Here is a 16,550-nt window from a genome sequence, read left to right as displayed (position 1 = left end):
CCCAGGGTGGCGTGACCAGCAATCGGGGTATTATAGACCAAAAACACCACTGGGAATGAATGAAAAATTGGGAATTATACCCATGTTTACCCCAAGGGGATTGGGTAGTAAATCGCCGAAATTCCATAAAAAGAGTATACACTACAAGAGTTAGTTGGTTGTTCTGATAACCTATTAAATAGCGAATGAGGCGTTGGTTATGACACAGATTGGTGATTTTAATCCGTTTAATCCGGGTCCGGGAGAATCCCCGCCCCATCTCGCCGGGCGGGAAAATGAAAAGGAGCAATTCAAACAGAGATTGGCAAGAATGTCTGCCGGAAGGTCACCTGGTACAGAAATAATCATGTATGGCCCCCGGGGTATGGGCAAAACAGTACTATTAAACTGGCTAGAAAATGAGGTTGAAAAGACCGCGCAGGACAATCGTCCCTTGCGGACAGTCCAATCTACCCCGACAATTTTTCCATCTTTAAAGTCTCTCTGGAACAAATTGATCTCTGATGACTGGAAGAAGAAACTCTGGCCCAATCAAATCGAATTAGGGGCAGGTGGAAACAAAATTGTGTGGAATTCCAAAGCTCCCGACGACGACGATTTAGTCAGTGCCTTGATTGAAGAATGTAAAGAGCGCCCAGTGGTGCTGTTGATGGATGAAGCACACACTATGGATTCTCGTTTTTGTCAGGGCTTGTTGAATATAAGCCAACAAGCGCGGCAAAATGCACCCTTTTTGCTGGTTCTCGCCGGCACTCCTGGGCTATCACACTTTCTGACTACAGTGAACGCTAGTTTTGTTGAACGTTCCAAGAAAATGGGCATTGCACGATTAGAAGCGCAGGCTACTGCTGATGCCATTGTAAAGCCGTTGGATGCCGATGGCGTACACATCGCCGCCGATGCTTTGGAACATGTAGTGGAAGACAGCCAGCATTATCCTTACTTCATTCAACTCTGGGGCGAGGCCCTTTGGGATGTGGCAAAGGAAAAAGACCTGCAAAAACTGACCTCTCAAGAAATTGCCGAAGTAGAAACAAAGATTGAGAACCGCCGATCAAACTTTTATGGAGAACGCAGAAATACATTAGACGAACTTGAACTGCTGCCGGCGGCTGTTGCTATTGCAACAGTATTCCAAGACACGGAAACAACCACAAGGGCCACGCTCATAGATGTTATTGCAGATAATTTACCTGCCGATTCACATGCTACACAGTCGGTTAATGAACATCTGCAAACGCTTGCTCGCCATGAGTTTATTTGGAATCCGCCGGACACAGATTTATACGAGGCGGGCATCCCGAGTTTGATGAGATATGTCTTGGACCGGCAGCGCGAGCATGTGCAAAAAGCATCGCCGGCAGCAGAATGAGTCACGCTACGCGTGACGACATTAATAGTCCAACTCCGCCGGACTTGTTCTCGGTGCTTTGGCATCTCAACGCGCTTTTGTCCTCTCGATTCACTGTTACCTATCATTCGTCATCCTCGCCGACATTCCATAAAAAGAGTATACACTGCAAGAGTTAGTTGGTTGTTCTGATAACCTATTAAATAGCGAATGAGGCGTTGGTTATGACACCTAAAAAAATACGGAATCCGTTTAGGCCGGGTAGAGGAGCAACCCCGCCTTATCTGGCCGGTCGGGAAAATGAGCAGGGTCGGATTAGAGAGATATTAGCAGATATGGCTGATGGAGATTCTCCTGCCGCCGACATAGTGATGTATGGGCCCCGGGGCATGGGCAAAACAGTGCTGTTAAATTGGGTTGGGGGTGAAGTTGAAAAAACTTCAAAACATAACCTTCCTTTACGAGCAATTCAAACAACGCCGACAATTTTTCCATCTTTAGAGTTGCTCTGGAATAAATTGATTTCTGACGACTGGAAGAAGAAAATCTGGCCCGAGCAAATAGAACTTGGGGCACTTGGAAACAAAATTGTGTGGAATTCAAAAGCTCATAACGAGGACGATTTAGTAAGCGTCTTAATTGAGGAATGTAAAGAACGCCCATTGGTGCTGTTGATGGACGAAGCACACACCATGGATTCTCGTTTTTGTCAGGATTTGTTGAACATAAGCCAACAAGTGAATCAAAACGCACCTTTTTTGCTGGTACTCGCCGGCACGCCCGGTCTATCGCATTTGTTGACGACAGTGGGGGCTAGTTTTGTTGAACGCTCCGAGAAAATGGGCATTGCACGATTAGATGCACAGGCCACTGCGGATGCCATCGTAAAACCGTTGGATGCCGATGGCGTAACAGTAGACACCGATGCTTTGGAACATGTAGTGGAAGACAGCCAGCATTATCCTTATTTCATTCAACTTTGGGGCGCGGCTCTGTGGGATCTGGCAAAAGAAAAAGAACTGCAAAAACTGACCGCTCAAGAAACTGCCGAAGTAGAAACAAAGGTTGAAAGCCGCCGATTAAACTTTTATGAGCAACGCAGAGCAACATTAGACGAACTTGAACTGCTGCCGGCGGCTGTTGCTATTGCGGCACTATTCCAAGACACGGAAACAACCACAAGGGATTATCTCAAAGAGATCATTGCAGATAATTTACCTGCTGATTCACTGGCTACACAGTCGGTTAATGAACATCTGCAAACGTTTATTCGCCATGAATTTATTTGGAATCCACCAGATTCAATATTATTCGAGGCGGGCATCCCCAGTTTGATGAGATATGTACTCGATAAGCAACGCGAGCATGTGCAAGAAAGATCATCAAAACCAAACCAAGAAATCCCTGCTAAAAATGGCAATAGCGACCTTGATCTCGGACCTTGATTAAAGGAACTGCGCTTAGTTGCCAAGGGTTAAACATGACTATAATTCACAAAAAATTGTGTCCGACGTAGCCGAACTGTTAGTGTCGTTACGCGCAACGTGACACTAAAACGGCGTTGCCGCTTTGATGCCGCGATAAAAGGAGTCCGGCTACGCCGGACGGAATATTCCACTGGATTGCCCGGAACAAGCCGGGCAATGACGAGTTGGGGGCGAATTGGACAATGACATCCCAGCCCGTCATTCTCGCCGGCAGGCGGGAATCCAGACGCGGCGAAGCCGCGATAATAAGGAGTTCGGCTACGCCGAACGGTTTAATAACTGGATTGCCCGGAACAAGCCGGGCAATGACAACCCTTATTTGTCATTCTCGCCGGCAGGCGGAAAAAATCGCCGAAATTCCATAATAAAGAGTATACTATGCAGAAGAGCCAGTTGCTCGATTGAGCATTGGATGGCGAATGAGGAGGCCATCATGACACCCACAAGAACACGAAATCCGTTCAAGCCAGGTGATGGGCAACGCCCGCCCTATCTGGCAGGCCGAGAAAATGAGCAGGGTCGGCTCAGACAGATATTGGCAGACATGGCTGATGGGGATTCGCCTGCTGCCAACATGGTTATGTATGGGCCCAGGGGTATGGGCAAAACCGTGCTATTAAACTGGTTGGAAATTGAAGCCCAAAGAGGTGGGGCGGAACATAATCCTATACGCACCAGTTGGGCGACTCCGGATGAATTAAAAAAACCAATACACATGTGGAATTGCCTGTTACCTATGAATTGGAAAAAATTATTAAAACCTATTCACTGGGGGACAAAATTCTTAATATTTTCTGTTGGTTGGAAGTCAAACGCAGCGGCAAGTCCGGCGCTAGTGAATACTTTGATCAAAGAATGTAAAAAACGGCCACTGGTGTTTTTAATGGATGAAGCACATACCATGGATGCCGGTCTATGCCGTGTTTTGTTAAACGTAAGCCAAAAGGTAAGAAAAAAGGCACCCTTTTTGCTGGTTCTCGCCGGCACTCCTGGCTTATCACATTTCCTGACCACAGTGGGCGCTAGTTTTGTTGAGCGTTCCACGAAAATGGGCATTGCACGATTAGATGCGCAGGCCACTGCGGATGCTATTGTAAAGCCGTTGCAGGAAGACGGCATAACAGTGGACGCCGATGCTTTGGAAGATGTAGTGGAAGACAGCCAGCACTATCCTTACTTCATTCAACTTTGGGGCGAGGCCCTTTGGGATTTGGCAAAGGAAAAAGACCTGAAAAAACTGACCTCTCAAGAAATTACCGAAGCGAGAACAAAGATTGAAAGCCGCCGATCAAACTTTTATGAACAACGCAGAGCAACATTAGACGACCTTGGACTGCTGCCGGCGGCTGTTGCTATTGCGACAGTATTCCAAGACACGGAAACAACCACAAGGGATAGGCTCAAAGAGATTATTGCAGATAATTCACCTGTCGATTCACTGGCTACACAGTCGGTTAATGAACATTTGCAAACGTTTATTCGCCATGAGTTTATTTGGAATCCACCAGATTCAATATTATATGAGGCGGGCATCCCGAGTTTGATGACTTATGTCTTGGACCGGCAACGCGAGCATGTGCAAAAAGGATCGCCGGCAGCAGAATGAGTCACGCTACGCGTGACGACATTAATAGTCCAACTCCGCCGGACTTTTTATTCTCAATGTGCCTTTGGCATCTCAACGCGCTTTTGTCCTCTCGATTCACTTGTTACCTATCATTCGTCATTCTCGCCGGCAGGCGGGAATCCAGACGCGGCGAAGCCGCGCAAATGGCGGCGGCTTTGCCGCCATTAAGGATAGCGGCTAACGCCGCTGGTTTAATAACTGGATTGCCCGGAACAAGCCGGGCAATGACGAGTTGGGGGCGAATTGGACAATGACATCCCAGCCCGTCATTCTCGCCGTAGACGGGAATCCAGACGCGGCGAAGCCGCGATAATAAGGAGTTCGGCTACGCCGAACGGTTTAATAACTGGATTGCCCGGCCAATAATAATAATATGGGCCGGGCAATGACGAGTTGGGGGCGAATTGGACAATGACATCCCAGCCCGTCATTCTCGCCGAAGGCGGGAATCCAGACGCGGCGAAGCCGCGATAATAAGGAGTTCGGCTACGCCGAACGGTTTAATAACTGGATTGCCCGGCCAATAATAATAATATGGGCCGGGCAATGACAAATGATAGGGCAATGGTGAATTGAGAGGACAAAGGCGAGTTGAGATGCCAATGGCACATTGAGAATAAGAAGTCTGGCTACGCCAGAGCACGTTTTAGTGTCAGGCTTCGCGTGACAATTATTTACCATTGCCCTCTCAAAAGAAATCGTCGCCTTCCGATTCACCATTGTCGCCCCAGCCCGTCATTCTCGCCGCAGGCCGGACTCCTTTGAAAGAGTGTGAGTTTCGCTTCAATATGCGCCACGAAAATGGGTGTCAATATCTGCTGAAATCTATCCGAAATCACCGCTTAAAGTATCTTGAACTAAAACTAATCCAGTCGATAGGCGTTTTCTTTTCTAGTCTATTGTTAAGGCGAGCTATAAACTGATGCGAGTTAACGCAGGATAAGGGGCAGTGATTTTCGGCTTCGCCGAAAAACCGCCCCTAAAACAAATGCGCGACGACATCGGTATAGCGGGATACAAAATTCGCTTTAATGCCCTTGGTAATATAGTTGGGCAGCTCCTCGAAATCACCGCGATTGGCTTCGGGCAGGATCAGATTGCGGATTTTCATTCGGCGCGCGGCAATGACTTTTTCCTTGATGCCGCCGACCGGCAGCACTTGTCCGGTGAGTGAAATCTCGCCGGTCATGGCGATGGATTTTTTGATCGCGCGACCTTTGGCTAATGAAATCAGGGCGCAGGCCATGGTGACGCCGGCGCTGGGGCCGTCTTTTGGTGTGGCGCCGGCCGGCACATGCAGATGGATCATGGCGTTTTTGAAAAACGTTTGCTCAATGCCAAATTCCTCCGCGTTGCCAAGCACATGGCTATAAGCAATCTCTGCCGATTCCTTCATAACGTCGCCGAGTTGCCCGGTTAATTTGAATCCGCGAGTAAAACTATGGCTGCGTGTTGCCTCGACGTCCAGGGTGGCGCCGCCCATTGCGGTCCAGGCCAGTCCGGTCACCACCCCAACCCCGGCAATTCGATCTTCATCATTGAAAATCGGCTTGCCCAGATACTGTTCGAGATTTTTCGCGGTAACATGAATCGGCGCTTTGTTTTTTTTAAGCAGTTTCATCACCGCCTTTCTGGCAATCGTTCCCAGCATTTTTTCTAATCTGCGCACCCCCGCTTCGCGGGCGTATCGCTCAACAATTTTTCTGATCGCCAGGGTATCGATTCTAAGTTGACCGCGCTTTTTCAAGCCAACCCGTTGCAGTTGTCTGGGCAGCAAATGCTTGCGGGCAATCACGATTTTTTCCGCCGCCAGATAGCCGGACAATCGAATCGATTCCATGCGGTCAAGCAATGGCGCGGGAATGGTGTCGAGTTGGTTGGCGGTGCAAATAAACAGGACATTGGATAAATCTACCCGGACATCGAGATAGTGATCAAGAAAATCCCGGTTTTGCTCAGGATCGAGAACTTCCAGCAAGGCCGACGCAGGGTCGCCGCGAAAAGAGTCGCCGATCTTGTCGATTTCATCCAGCATGATCACCGGGTTGGCGGTCTTGCATTGCCGCAGCGCCTGCACAAACTTGCCCGGCATGGCCCCGATATAGGTGCGGCGATGGCCCTTGATTTCCGCTTCATCGCGCATGCCGCCTAATGAAAATCGGAAAAACTTCCGCCCCAATGCGTCGGCTATCGACCGACCCAGAGAAGTCTTGCCCACGCCCGGCGGCCCCACCAACAACATGATTGATCCGGCTACCTCGCCTTTCATTTTTCCCACGCCGATGAATTCGAGGATGCGCTGTTTGACTTCATCCAGGCCTTCATGATCGCGGTCCAACACAACAGCCGCATTTTTCAGATCCAGGGAATCCTTGCTGTGCTTGCCCCAGGGCACGCTGGTCAACCAATCCAAATAATTCCGGGTTACCCCATATTCCGGCGACCCGCGTTCCAGCATCGACAGTTTGTCCAGCTCTTCGTCAATGCGGCTTTGCGCCTGCTCTGGCAGCACACACCCTTCCAATCGGCCGCGAAATGTCTCCATCTCCGATTCACGGTCGTCTTTGGAAATGCCCAACTCCTTTTGAATAAATTTAAGTTGCTCGCGCAAAAACATTTCGCGCTGGTGCTGGGTGATTTCGCCTTCGATATGCGCGCGAATCTCGGTTTGCGCCTTGGCGACTTCAACTTCCTTCTGTAATAGCACCAACGTCTTTTTCATCCTCGGCAACAACTCAATGGTTTCGAGTATTTCCTGCATCTCGACCGCATTCGCCGTGGTTAAACTGGCGCCAAAATCCGCCAACCTGGCCGGTTCGCCGGTTCTGAAATAGTTCAGGAACATCTTCAGCTCCTCGCCATACATCGGATTAAGCGGCAACAACTCCTTAATGATGTTGACGATGGCGGTGGTATAGGCTTTAATTTCGGTGGATTCCGTCGGACTCCGTTCAGGAAAATAACGCACTTGCACGGTAAAGGGGCGTTTTTCAGAAACCCAACTGGTGATTTTGAAACGCTGCAATCCCGCCAGAACAACATGATATTGATCTTCCTGTTGCTCGATATGATGGATCTTGCAGACCGTGCCGACCGACCTGAAGTCCTTGGATGCCAATGCCTCGGGCTTGATGCCGTCGGTGAAAACCACGCCCACGGCGCCTTGACCGGCCTTATGTATCGCTTTTAATGTCTTACTCCATCTACGCACATCAAGCACCAGCGGCAATACCTGACCGGGGAAAAAAGGTTTTTTCTCCAGCGGCAACAAATGCAACACCCCAGGCAATACGTCTTCCGGCCTGGCGAGTTCATTAACTACATTTTCAACACTATGGTCGTTCATTGATTAGGCGTATTATAATTCGTTCGGGAAGAGATATATGGGGCCTGGATTATATGGGGCCTGGATATGGGGCCTGGATATGGGGGCCTGGATTATATGGGACTGGATATGGGGGCCGGGATAAAATTGACAAGGGTTGCGTCGATTTTGAAACACTCATTCAAATTGCCCTGAAGCCCTTTGATCAAGCGCTGTGACCTTAAGGAAAAGCGACTATTCTTTCGCGTATAACCTGCCGTCCTCAATACTGACAATGCGCCCGGTTTTGCGCGCCAGTTTCAAGTTATGGGTCGCCACAATCAGGCTGCGACCTCGCCGTTGGGTAATGTCAGCGGCTTCGCCGCTTGTGTTTCACTGGATTATCTGGTCAAGCCCGATAATGACGGGGCGGGTGGCGGCGGGAACGAGGGACCGGGCGGCGGGCATGGTGGGGAATCCCTCCGTCGTCATGCCCGCCCTTCACTCCCCGTCGTCATTCCAACGAAAGAACGTCACCCCTGTGAAAACAGGGGTTGGAATCCAGTTAAATATACGTCTCGCGCTTGCGCGAGGGCAGGCTGTGCGCTGGCATGACGGGCCGTGGGCAACGGTGATGTCGCGCCCGCCGGTTATTGGTCGCGTTCTTCGCGCTCTTTGCGTTCTTGGTGCAACGCAATCAACACCAAAATGATTAGTGGCACGGCGGCCATAATGGTGGCGATAGTGGGGAGCGGGAGGTTCATTTCGTTCTCAGGGCTCAGAGTTAAGGTTGCTAGTAAATATTCGCACGATTCCGAGTAGCGCCATAGTCGCTGTCCGGGTTCACCACATATAAGACAAAATCAGGGGGCCGGAAGTGAGGCTTCAGCCTCACTTCCGGCAATCATCATAACCATAACCCGTCATTATCGGGCTTGACCCGATAATCCAGTGAAACATCCGCGGCGATAGCCGCAACATTATCCAGCGGCGAGGCTGGCGCACACCTTTGGTTTGTGGTTTTGGCCGATTTTTGCTCCCGGCAAAATCTGCACTTCCACCTTCCATGGCGGTCGCCCCCAACTAAAACAGTTTCATAATGGCGATGATGAGGCCGCCGACAGCGACCATCATCGCGCCGAGACGAATCGTCATGCGCAGTTCGCTGTTTTTAATCTCGGCCTTGACCTCTTGTATATCCAGCTTGGTCGCCACGCTCTCGCCTAAGGCCGTCCCAATCGTGTTGACCACGGCCTCGGCCAGCGCCTCGTCGGCGCCGGCGTGCTGCAGGTCTTTCACGGCTTGGTGGGCGTCGAATGCGAGGCGGTCATTGGTCTGTTCATTTGATAATCCTTTATGTGAGTGATTGGAATGCCGAGTAAAACATTTTTTGACGGCGGATGCAACAGCGATGATTGCGGGATTGAAGAACTGTCCGGGTTCACCACATATGAGACAAAATCAGGTCGCCAAGGTGGGATGCCGATAATACGCCATCGGCATCATTAAATCCAAACTCTCGTGTGGTCGGTAATGATTATAGGTCCACTGGTAATGGACCAGTTCCTGGTTGATCGCGGTCACCGTCAACGGCCCTCGGAAGTGAGGCTTCAGCCTCGCCAAACCATTGCAGATTGCGGGACTAAAGTCCAGATTCCGAGATGGACTTGACCGGCCATGCCGTCAAACACCCGCGGCGACCACCGCCGACAAAGCCGTGGACGATGCCGCCAGCGAAGCATAGAACTCCAGCCTGGCCTATCGCGTGTTGTAATACAGTGAAGTCGTGTTTCCTGCTGGGAGTTTAGCACAGCAAGGTGCCGGGTAAATGGCTTTTTGATTGGTTCAAGATACTATAAAGGTGCTTATAATGTGCTAAACCCCAATAGTATCAATGAAAAACCGATACATAAAGCATTCAAGAATATCAGAGGCAACATTCAGGGAGATTTTGCGCCTGTTTTGCATTGATATTGAGGCTTGCAAAGTCGCTCGAATCACCGGCGTCTCTGGCCCGGCGACCAGCCGATTGTATACTCAAATCAGATAACACATCGCCGGGCAATGACGACTCTTATTCGTCATTCTCGCCGCAGGCGGGAATCCAGTTAAATATCTGTCACGCGTAGCGTGACTCTTTTTGGCATCCGGCTTTGCCAGACACAAACCGGCGGCTTCGCCAGACGGCATATTCCACTGGATTGCCCGGCAAATAAGGGTCGTCATTGCTGTATGTGTTCACTAATTCACTGCCTTGGTGTGTTCCTTTCCAGTGGTGTTTTAGCACCGCCCTCTCTGCCGTCATCCTCGCCGGCAGGCGGGGATCCAGTTGAATAAAGAGTCCGACGCAGTCGGACACAAAGTCGGCGACTTCGCCGCCGAAATAAGGAGTTCGGCTACGCCGAACGGTTTAATAACTGGATTGCCCGGAACAAGCCGGGCAATGACGGATTGGGAGATAATGGTGAATCGGAAGGCGATGACTCCTTTGAAAGAGTGTGAGTTTCGCTTCAATATGCGCCACGAAAATGGGTGTCAATATCTGCTGAAATCTATCCGAAATCGACCGCTTATAGTATCTTGAACCTTTTGATTTAACCAGGCCAGAAGCGCATGGAATGAGGCGCATTATGACTTTTCGTGCAGCTTGCCGTCCTCAATACTGACAATGCGCCCGGTTTTGCGCGCCAGTTTTAGGTTATGGGTCGCCACAATCAGGCTGGTGCCGACCTCCTGATTGAGCTCCAGCAACAACCCATGAATGGCATCGGCGGCATGGGAATCGAGGTTGCCGGTCGGCTCGTCGGCCATGATGCACTTCGGCTTGGTCACCATCGCCCGCGCAATGGCGGCTCTTTGGCGCTCGCCGCCGGACAGCTCCGCCGGCTTATGCTCGATGCGCCGTCCCAGCCCCACGCGCTCAAGAATGTCGCGCGCGGCAGCAAACGCCTGTTCGGCGCCGGTGTTGCGAATCAACAACGGCATCGCCACATTCTCAAGCGCGCTGAACTCCTGCAGCAAGTGATGGAATTGATAAACAAAACCTAACGCGGCATTGCGCAAATCGCCGCGGGCTGTTTGCGACAAGCGGGCAACGTCCTGATTGTCGATCATGACCTTGCCGCGGGTCGGTTCGGCCAAGCCGCCCAGAATATGCAGCAACGTGCTTTTCCCCGACCCGGAAGCGCCGATAATCGCGACTTGCTCGCCGCGCCCAACCTGAAATTCGATATCCTCCAATACCTCCACTGTCATCGGGCCTTCATCGAAGGTCTTGGAAACATGCCGGCAATCGATTACTAAATCAGCGCTCGGCAAGTTATCGTCGCGGCGCGCGCTCATTCGTACCTCAACGCCTCGGCCGGTTGAACTTTAGACGCGCGCCAGGCCGGATAAAGGGTCGCCAGAAAACTCATCGCCAGCGCCGCGAAAATAACCCGCGCCACATCAGCCCAGCGCATGTGCGCGGGAAAGTCGGTGATCAGATACACATCCATGGGAAACAGTTCGGTGTTGAAAAAATTCTCCAGCGCCGGAATGATGACATCCACATTGAGCGCGGTGATGACGCCAAGCACGCCGCCCAGGATAATGCCGACCACGCCGATGATCGATCCCTGGATCATGAATATTTTCATGATGCTGGCCGGGCTCATGCCCAACGTCCTCAGGATGGCCACATCCGCCTGCTTGTCGGTCACAATCATGACCAGGGTCGAGACGATGTTAAACGCGGCGACCGCGATAATCAGCAGCAGCACGATGAACACCACGCGCTTTTCGATTTCCAGCGCGCGAAAAAAGTTGGCATGTTCCATGGTCCAGTCGCGCACCCGAAACTCGCCATTGAGTTGCCGGGAAATCTCGATCCGAAACCGCCGCGCTTGCTCAACATCGTTCAGCCTCAGGCGCAGCCCCGTGACCTTGTCCTGCAGGCTCAGCAATTTCGCCGCGTCGTCGATATGCATCAGCGCGATGCCGCTATCGTATTCGTACATGTTGATTGCAAACAGCCCGACCACAGTGAAACGCTTCAACCGCGGCAGCAGGCCGGCCGGCGTCACCTTGCCGTTGGGCGCCACCACGGTGACTTTTTCACCGACGCCAACGCCCAACTGGCGCGCCAGGTTTATGCCCAGAATAATGCCGAAAGAGCCGGACTGCAACGCCTCCGGGCTGCCGTCGACGATATGGTCGAGCACCTCGGACACGGCGCGCTCCTTAGTCGCATCGATGCCGCGAAGCAGCGCGCCGGTCACTCGCGACCCCTTGGTGATCATGCCCTGCCCCAACACAAAGGGCGCTTGCGCCTGGACTTGCTTGTGGAGTTGGGGCTGGCTTGCGATGCGCTTGGCCACGGCTTGCCAATCGTCCAGATAGCCATCGAAATCGCTGATGGTGATGTGCGAGACCACGAACAAGATGCGGTCGCGCAGATCCTGATGAAAGCCGTTCATGATCGACATGACCGTGATCAAGGCCCACACGCCGAGCACGATGCCGAGCATGGAGGTCATGGAAATAAACGAAATAAAATGATTGCGCCGCTTGGCCCGCGTATAGCGCAAGCCAATCATCAGTTCCAGCCGCTTGATCACTTGGCGGTCGGGTTAGGTTTGCGGCTTGGTTTCATGCCGCATGTGCGGGAACAGCACCACATCGCGAATCGACGGACTGTCGGTCAGCACCATCACCAGCCGGTCGATGCTGTGGACACGGCATCATCGTTCTGGCGATAAGGCAAGTTCATTGGTTATTGGAAAGCGGCAACTTACCGGTTTTAAGCGGAACGGTCTTGTCTGGCGAAACCTTCGATTGCCTTTGCATAGGACTCTAATCTTTTGGACGGACCATAGAATCCACGATCCAGCATTTCGTGCAGTTCGCTTGTTTCCAAGCCGGCCAGTTGTTTGAACACAGCGGAAGTTACTTGTTGTCGCGATTTGATGCGCGACACATCCCTTGCGCCACCGAGAAAATCGCGCACATGATTAACATTCGGCATGAACTCTTTCGCTTCGTATTTTTCCGCGATGATAAAAAGAATTGCTTTTTTCTCGCGGTCGGTTATGTCGAACGATTTAACGACATTCGCGGCGTTAGGTTTTATTCTTTTCTTAGTGGGTGTTATGGTTAATTCATCGGTGCCGACACGGCGAATTTTCGCACCGCGATTTGCGGCGGCGGATTTTTCCACCCGCATTTCGCCAAGGGTTTTGCGGACGGTTTTGTAGCCAAAACTGTTAATTAGAACACCCAGTCTCTTTTGCAATTGTTCCTGCTTCATTGTTCCGCCTCCTGTTTGCTGAGGCCAATTTTGGTGAGAATTTCCTTTCCCCCCCAAGCGGATACCGTCTTGACAACATCCGCCGGATTCAACGGGCTCGGCCCCGGCTTGTTTTGAGTGGTTGGGGCAAAATCCCCAAACAACTCCACGATGGACGGTTGTTTTTCTTCCATGAATTTGCGGTAGTCGGGTTCCGTCATCAACGCTTGGCTCAAATTCGCTTGCGGATCCAAATCCACAGCGAGGACATCCAAGCCCCATTGTCGCGCCGCATAACGCGCGAGCAGAGCGGTCACGGTGGTTTTGCCGACACCACCTTTGAGATTGATAACAGAAATGACTGTAGGCGTATCGCTCATGGCAGTGGATTGTATCACAAAGCTGGATATGCTCAGGAATCAGAAACTGTTTCATGCCGCATGTGCGGGAACAGCACGACATCGCGAATCGACGGACTGTCGGTCAGCACCATCACCAGCCGGTCGATGCCGATACCCTCTCCGGCGGTCGGCGGCATACCATATTCCAGTGCGCGGATATAATCGGCGTCAAAGTGCATCGCTTCATGATCGCCGGCATCCTTGCGTTGCTCTTGCTGCTTGAATCGTTGCGCTTGATCTTCCGGATCGTTCAATTCGGAAAAGCCGTTGGCGATCTCTTTGCCGTCCACAAAAAATTCGAAGCGATCGCTGATTTCCGGCTGCTCGTCATTGCGCCTTGACAAGGGCGACACTTCCACCGGATAGGCGGTAATAAAAGTCGGCGCAATCAGTTTCTCCTCTACCCGCTTGCCAAACACCGCGGTCTGAATTCTGCCCACGCCATAATCCGGCAGCACTTCAATTTCAAGTTCAATGGCCAGTTGGGTGATTGCTTCCAAATCGGTGAGTTGGGATTCCGTTATATCCGGGTTGAAGTGGAGGATTGACTCAATCAGGGTGAAGCGTTGGAACGGTTTTGAAAAGTCGATAATTTGACCGCGGCTTTCTACTTTGGCATCGCCCACGACCGCCTGGCATACCCCGCGCATCATCTGTTCAGTCAGGTCGATAAGGTCATGGTAATCGGCGTAAGCCCAATAGAATTCAAGCATGGTGAACTCGGGGTTGTGGCGCGTGCTGATGCCCTCGTTCCTGAAGTTGCGATTGATTTCAAACACGCGCTCGAAGCCGCCGACCACTAATCGCTTGAGATACAACTCCGGCGCAATGCGCAGAAACAATGCCATGTCCAGGGCATTGTGATGGGTGCTGAACGGGCGCGCCACGGCGCCGCCGGGAATGGGATGCATCATCGGCGTCTCGACCTCCAGAAATCGGCGTTCGGTCATGAATTCCCGAATATACTGGATCGCTTGGGCGCGGATTTTGAATACCGATCGGGTTTGCTCATTCATGATGAGATCAACATAGCGTTGTCGATATCTGGTTTCCGTATTGGTCAAGCCATGAAATTTTTCCGGCAGCGGGCGCAATGCCTTGGTCAGCAACCTGATCTGGTCGGCCCGAATGCTGAGCTCTCCGGTTTGGGTATGAAACAACTCGCCTTCCGCCGCGATGATGTCGCCGATGTCGTATTTCTTGAACTCGGCATAGATGCCGTCGGGCAGGTTATCCCGTTGCAAAAACAACTGCATTTTGCCGCTCATGTCCTGAATGTGGGCGAAAGCGGCCTTGCCCATGATGCGCCGCGACATCAACCGCCCGGCAACTTTGACGCGAAGGGCTTGGCGCGCGACGCCTTCAACATCATCGCCATACTTTTCCAATAGATCACCGACAAATGCGTCTCGTCTAAAGTCATTGGGAAACGCATTCCCCTGAGCGCGCAACGCGGTTAGTTTGTTGCGCCTTTGCTGGCGTTGGTCGCTTTGTTCACGCATTGGCATGGTTCGGTTTTATGGATAGTTATAGGCCGGCCTTGAGGCTGGCTTCAATAAATTGATTCAAGGCGCCATCCAGAACCGCTTGAGTATTGCCAGTCTCGACGCCGGTTCTCAGATCCTTGATTCGCGATTGGTCTAAAACATAGGAGCGAATCTGGCTGCCCCAGCCGATATTGGATTTACTGTCTTCCTCCGATTGTTGTTGCTGGCGGCGTTTTTGCAATTCAGATTGGTACAGCCTGGCTTTTAACATGGACATCGCTTCAGCACGGTTACGATGCTGGGAGCGGTCATTTTGGCACTGTACCACGATTCCGCTCGGATGATGGGTGATGCGCACGGCCGAGTCGGTGCGGTTCACGTGCTGCCCGCCGGCCCCGCTGGCGCGATAGGTATCCACCCGCAAGTGCGCAGGATTAATGTCAATTTCAAAACTGTCGTCAATTTCCGGGTAGGCATAGACCGAGGCGAACGAGGTGTGCCGCCGATTTCCCGAATCGAACGGGCTCTTGCGCACCAGGCGATGAATCCCGGTTTCGGTGCGCATATAACCGTAGGCATATTCGCCGGACACCTTGATGGTGGCGCTCTTGATGCCGGCCACGTCGCCCGGCGAGCGCTCGACCAACTCCGATTTAAAGCCCTGCGCCTCGGCCCATCGGCTATACATGCGCAACAGCATCTCGGCCCAATCCTGGGCTTCGGTGCCGCCGGAGCCGGATTGAATATCGACGAAGGCGTTCAGGGCATCGGCCTCGCCGCTGAACATCCGCCGAAATTCCAGTTTGTCCAGTCTGGATTCAATGCGCGCGGCCTCCTCGGCCACTTCCTCAACGGTCTCAGCGTCGTCCTCGGCCCGCGCCAAATCCAGCAACTCCAAAGCGTCGGCAAGGTCGCGCTGCAACTGCTCCAGTCCATTGACCACTTGCGCCAGATTGGCGCGCTCCCGTCCGCGTTGCTGCGCCTCTTGCGCATCATCCCAAATAGCCGGATTTTCCAGAATCAGTTCGACTTCCTGCAACCGGTCTTTCTTGTTTTCATAGTCAAAGATACCCCCGTAACGCGGCCACGCGCGCGCGCGAATGGGTTAATGAATCGGCAAGTTCGTTTGGGCTGGACATAACCCTGCAATTAATAGTGGGGACACGTTTTCAGACCCGGCGAGGATACCTGATTTTTTCGGCGAATAACATAGCCTGTCCGGGTTCACTCTGTATGAGACAACATCAGGTCGTCAAGGTCAGTTGCAGATTGCGCGACTAAAGTCCCGCTTCCGAGATGGGCATGATTGCCGGAAGTGAGGCTTTAGCCTCGCCGAGCCACCTGACCACTCCAGAGTGGTCAGGTTAAATCCAGCCAAATCATAGAACGGATCATCCGCTAATAGTCTCATTTGTGTCTGAGCCCGGACACCGCGCAATAGCGATGATTGCGGGATGGAAAACCGCGTGCCATCGCCGTCGGGCAAGGTCAGCGGCTGTCGCCGCTGGGTGTTTCACTGGATTATCGGGTCAAGCCCGATAATGACGGTCGGTTATTATCCAACGGCGAAGCCGGCGGACGCCTTTGCGGAGACCGGGCAATCCGCGAACCCCCCTTAATCCCCCCT

Annotated in this window: 18 protein-coding genes and 1 pseudogene; 5 read left to right on the top strand and 14 right to left on the bottom strand. The window is 52.2% G+C overall.

From position 1 onward, the window contains the following. Positions 1-310 precede the first annotated feature (310 nt). The 4 genes from ACP158_RS02435 to ACP158_RS02420 all read left to right on the top strand — a co-directional run bounded on the left by ACP158_RS02435 (position 311) and on the right by ACP158_RS02420 (position 4,444). Positions 311-1,372 (top strand): ATP-binding protein, encoded by a 1,062-nt coding sequence (locus ACP158_RS02435; RefSeq protein WP_424948386.1) that lies wholly within the window; start codon positions 311-313, stop codon positions 1,370-1,372. Positions 1,373-1,575: 203 nt separating this feature from the next. After that, the gene (locus tag ACP158_RS02430; RefSeq protein ID WP_424947398.1) at positions 1,576-2,796 is read left to right on the top strand and encodes an ATP-binding protein; all 1,221 of its coding nucleotides are present in this window, start codon (positions 1,576-1,578) and stop codon (positions 2,794-2,796) included. Between the two features lie 224 nt (positions 2,797-3,020). Continuing rightward, positions 3,021-3,203 (top strand): hypothetical protein, encoded by a 183-nt coding sequence (locus ACP158_RS02425; RefSeq protein ID WP_424947397.1) that lies wholly within the window; start codon positions 3,021-3,023, stop codon positions 3,201-3,203. 68 nt (positions 3,204-3,271) lie between these two features. Next, complete coding sequence (locus ACP158_RS02420; protein WP_424947396.1) at positions 3,272-4,444, top strand: AAA family ATPase; 1,173 nt, start codon at positions 3,272-3,274, stop codon at positions 4,442-4,444. Between the two features lie 287 nt (positions 4,445-4,731). Here ACP158_RS02420 and ACP158_RS02415 read toward each other — a convergent pair whose 3' ends face one another. From ACP158_RS02415 to ACP158_RS02395, 5 genes are all read right to left on the bottom strand, one after another. Beyond that, positions 4,732-4,896: a hypothetical protein gene (locus ACP158_RS02415; RefSeq protein ID WP_424947395.1), complete on the bottom strand. Its 165-nt coding sequence runs from the start codon at positions 4,894-4,896 to the stop codon at positions 4,732-4,734. A gap of 55 nt (positions 4,897-4,951) precedes the next feature. Next, positions 4,952-5,146 (bottom strand): hypothetical protein, encoded by a 195-nt coding sequence (locus tag ACP158_RS02410; RefSeq protein WP_424947075.1) that lies wholly within the window; start codon positions 5,144-5,146, stop codon positions 4,952-4,954. A gap of 298 nt (positions 5,147-5,444) precedes the next feature. Further along, positions 5,445-7,811 (bottom strand): endopeptidase La, encoded by a 2,367-nt coding sequence (gene lon / locus ACP158_RS02405; protein WP_424947394.1) that lies wholly within the window; start codon positions 7,809-7,811, stop codon positions 5,445-5,447. A gap of 1,041 nt (positions 7,812-8,852) precedes the next feature. Beyond that, positions 8,853-9,068, bottom strand: a complete 216-nt coding sequence (locus tag ACP158_RS02400; protein WP_424947393.1) for a hypothetical protein — start codon at positions 9,066-9,068, stop codon at positions 8,853-8,855. Between the two features lie 162 nt (positions 9,069-9,230). Further along, on the bottom strand, positions 9,231-9,353 hold the full coding sequence (locus ACP158_RS02395; RefSeq protein ID WP_424947392.1) for a hypothetical protein: 123 nt from the start codon (positions 9,351-9,353) through the stop codon (positions 9,231-9,233). A gap of 310 nt (positions 9,354-9,663) precedes the next feature. Here ACP158_RS02395 and ACP158_RS02390 point away from each other — a divergent pair, with 310 nt between their 5' ends. Beyond that, a complete protein-coding gene (locus ACP158_RS02390) occupies positions 9,664-9,819 on the top strand; it encodes a hypothetical protein (RefSeq protein ID WP_424947391.1) in 156 nt (51 codons plus the stop codon). Here ACP158_RS02390 and ACP158_RS02385 read toward each other — a convergent pair. From ACP158_RS02385 to prfB, 9 genes and pseudogenes are all read right to left on the bottom strand, one after another. Next, positions 9,807-9,995 (bottom strand): hypothetical protein, encoded by a 189-nt coding sequence (locus tag ACP158_RS02385; protein WP_424947390.1) that lies wholly within the window; start codon positions 9,993-9,995, stop codon positions 9,807-9,809. The genes ACP158_RS02390 and ACP158_RS02385 overlap by 13 nt on opposite strands. 184 nt (positions 9,996-10,179) lie before the next feature. Next, entirely contained in the window at positions 10,180-10,308 is a 129-nt protein-coding gene (locus ACP158_RS02380) for a hypothetical protein (RefSeq protein ID WP_424947389.1), read from the bottom strand. A gap of 89 nt (positions 10,309-10,397) precedes the next feature. Continuing rightward, on the bottom strand, positions 10,398-11,111 hold the full coding sequence (gene lolD / locus ACP158_RS02375) for a lipoprotein-releasing ABC transporter ATP-binding protein LolD (RefSeq protein WP_424947388.1): 714 nt from the start codon (positions 11,109-11,111) through the stop codon (positions 10,398-10,400). Further along, entirely contained in the window at positions 11,108-12,367 is a 1,260-nt protein-coding gene (locus tag ACP158_RS02370) for a lipoprotein-releasing ABC transporter permease subunit (protein ID WP_424947387.1), read from the bottom strand. The genes lolD and ACP158_RS02370 overlap by 4 nt, the downstream gene beginning before the upstream one ends. A 12-nt stretch (positions 12,368-12,379) precedes the next feature. Beyond that, positions 12,380-12,475, bottom strand: a pseudogene (locus tag ACP158_RS02365) (amino acid--tRNA ligase-related protein); the annotation flags it as partial. A 74-nt stretch (positions 12,476-12,549) separates the two neighbouring features. Beyond that, on the bottom strand, positions 12,550-13,056 hold the full coding sequence (locus ACP158_RS02360) for a hypothetical protein (protein ID WP_424947386.1): 507 nt from the start codon (positions 13,054-13,056) through the stop codon (positions 12,550-12,552). Next, positions 13,053-13,415 carry a ParA family protein gene (locus tag ACP158_RS02355; RefSeq protein WP_424947385.1) on the bottom strand — a complete coding sequence of 121 codons (363 nt, stop codon included), beginning with the start codon at positions 13,413-13,415 and terminating at the stop codon, positions 13,053-13,055. The genes ACP158_RS02360 and ACP158_RS02355 overlap by 4 nt, the downstream gene beginning before the upstream one ends. A 32-nt stretch (positions 13,416-13,447) precedes the next feature. Next, positions 13,448-14,938 carry a lysine--tRNA ligase gene (gene lysS, locus ACP158_RS02350; RefSeq protein ID WP_424948385.1) on the bottom strand — a complete coding sequence of 497 codons (1,491 nt, stop codon included), beginning with the start codon at positions 14,936-14,938 and terminating at the stop codon, positions 13,448-13,450. A gap of 25 nt (positions 14,939-14,963) precedes the next feature. Next, positions 14,964-16,062, bottom strand: a protein-coding gene (gene prfB, locus ACP158_RS02345) for a peptide chain release factor 2 (RefSeq protein ID WP_424947384.1) whose coding sequence is annotated in 2 segments (ribosomal slippage) — positions 14,964-15,986 and positions 15,988-16,062 — 1,098 coding nt in all. Because the reading frame shifts where the segments join, the coding sequence is not laid out codon by codon here. Positions 16,063-16,550 lie beyond the last annotated feature (488 nt).

This window comes from Candidatus Spongiihabitans sp., assembly GCF_965247905.1.
Lineage (GTDB): Bacteria > Pseudomonadota > Gammaproteobacteria > Arenicellales > Poriferihabitantaceae > Spongiihabitans.
Note: the sequence above shows the minus strand (reverse complement) of the source record. Positions and strands in the feature narration are given on the sequence as shown.

Excerpts from the sequence above, each read along its gene's own strand:
- ACP158_RS02435 (WP_424948386.1), top strand. The coding sequence starts at position 311 with ATGTCTGCCGGAAGGTCACCTGGTACAGAAATAATCATGTATGGCCCC.
- ACP158_RS02430 (WP_424947398.1), top strand. The coding sequence starts at position 1,576 with ATGACACCTAAAAAAATACGGAATCCGTTTAGGCCGGGTAGAGGAGCA.
- ACP158_RS02425 (WP_424947397.1), top strand. The coding sequence starts at position 3,021 with ATGACATCCCAGCCCGTCATTCTCGCCGGCAGGCGGGAATCCAGACGC.
- ACP158_RS02420 (WP_424947396.1), top strand. The coding sequence starts at position 3,272 with ATGACACCCACAAGAACACGAAATCCGTTCAAGCCAGGTGATGGGCAA.
- ACP158_RS02415 (WP_424947395.1), bottom strand. The coding sequence starts at position 4,896 with ATGACGGGCTGGGATGTCATTGTCCAATTCGCCCCCAACTCGTCATTG.
- ACP158_RS02410 (WP_424947075.1), bottom strand. The coding sequence starts at position 5,146 with ATGGTAAATAATTGTCACGCGAAGCCTGACACTAAAACGTGCTCTGGC.
- lon (WP_424947394.1), bottom strand. The coding sequence starts at position 7,811 with ATGAACGACCATAGTGTTGAAAATGTAGTTAATGAACTCGCCAGGCCG.
- ACP158_RS02390 (WP_424947391.1), top strand. The coding sequence starts at position 9,664 with ATGAAAAACCGATACATAAAGCATTCAAGAATATCAGAGGCAACATTC.
- ACP158_RS02385 (WP_424947390.1), bottom strand. The coding sequence starts at position 9,995 with ATGACGACCCTTATTTGCCGGGCAATCCAGTGGAATATGCCGTCTGGC.
- lolD (WP_424947388.1), bottom strand. The coding sequence starts at position 11,111 with ATGAGCGCGCGCCGCGACGATAACTTGCCGAGCGCTGATTTAGTAATC.
- ACP158_RS02360 (WP_424947386.1), bottom strand. The coding sequence starts at position 13,056 with ATGAAGCAGGAACAATTGCAAAAGAGACTGGGTGTTCTAATTAACAGT.
- ACP158_RS02355 (WP_424947385.1), bottom strand. The coding sequence starts at position 13,415 with ATGAGCGATACGCCTACAGTCATTTCTGTTATCAATCTCAAAGGTGGT.
- lysS (WP_424948385.1), bottom strand. The coding sequence starts at position 14,938 with ATGCGTGAACAAAGCGACCAACGCCAGCAAAGGCGCAACAAACTAACC.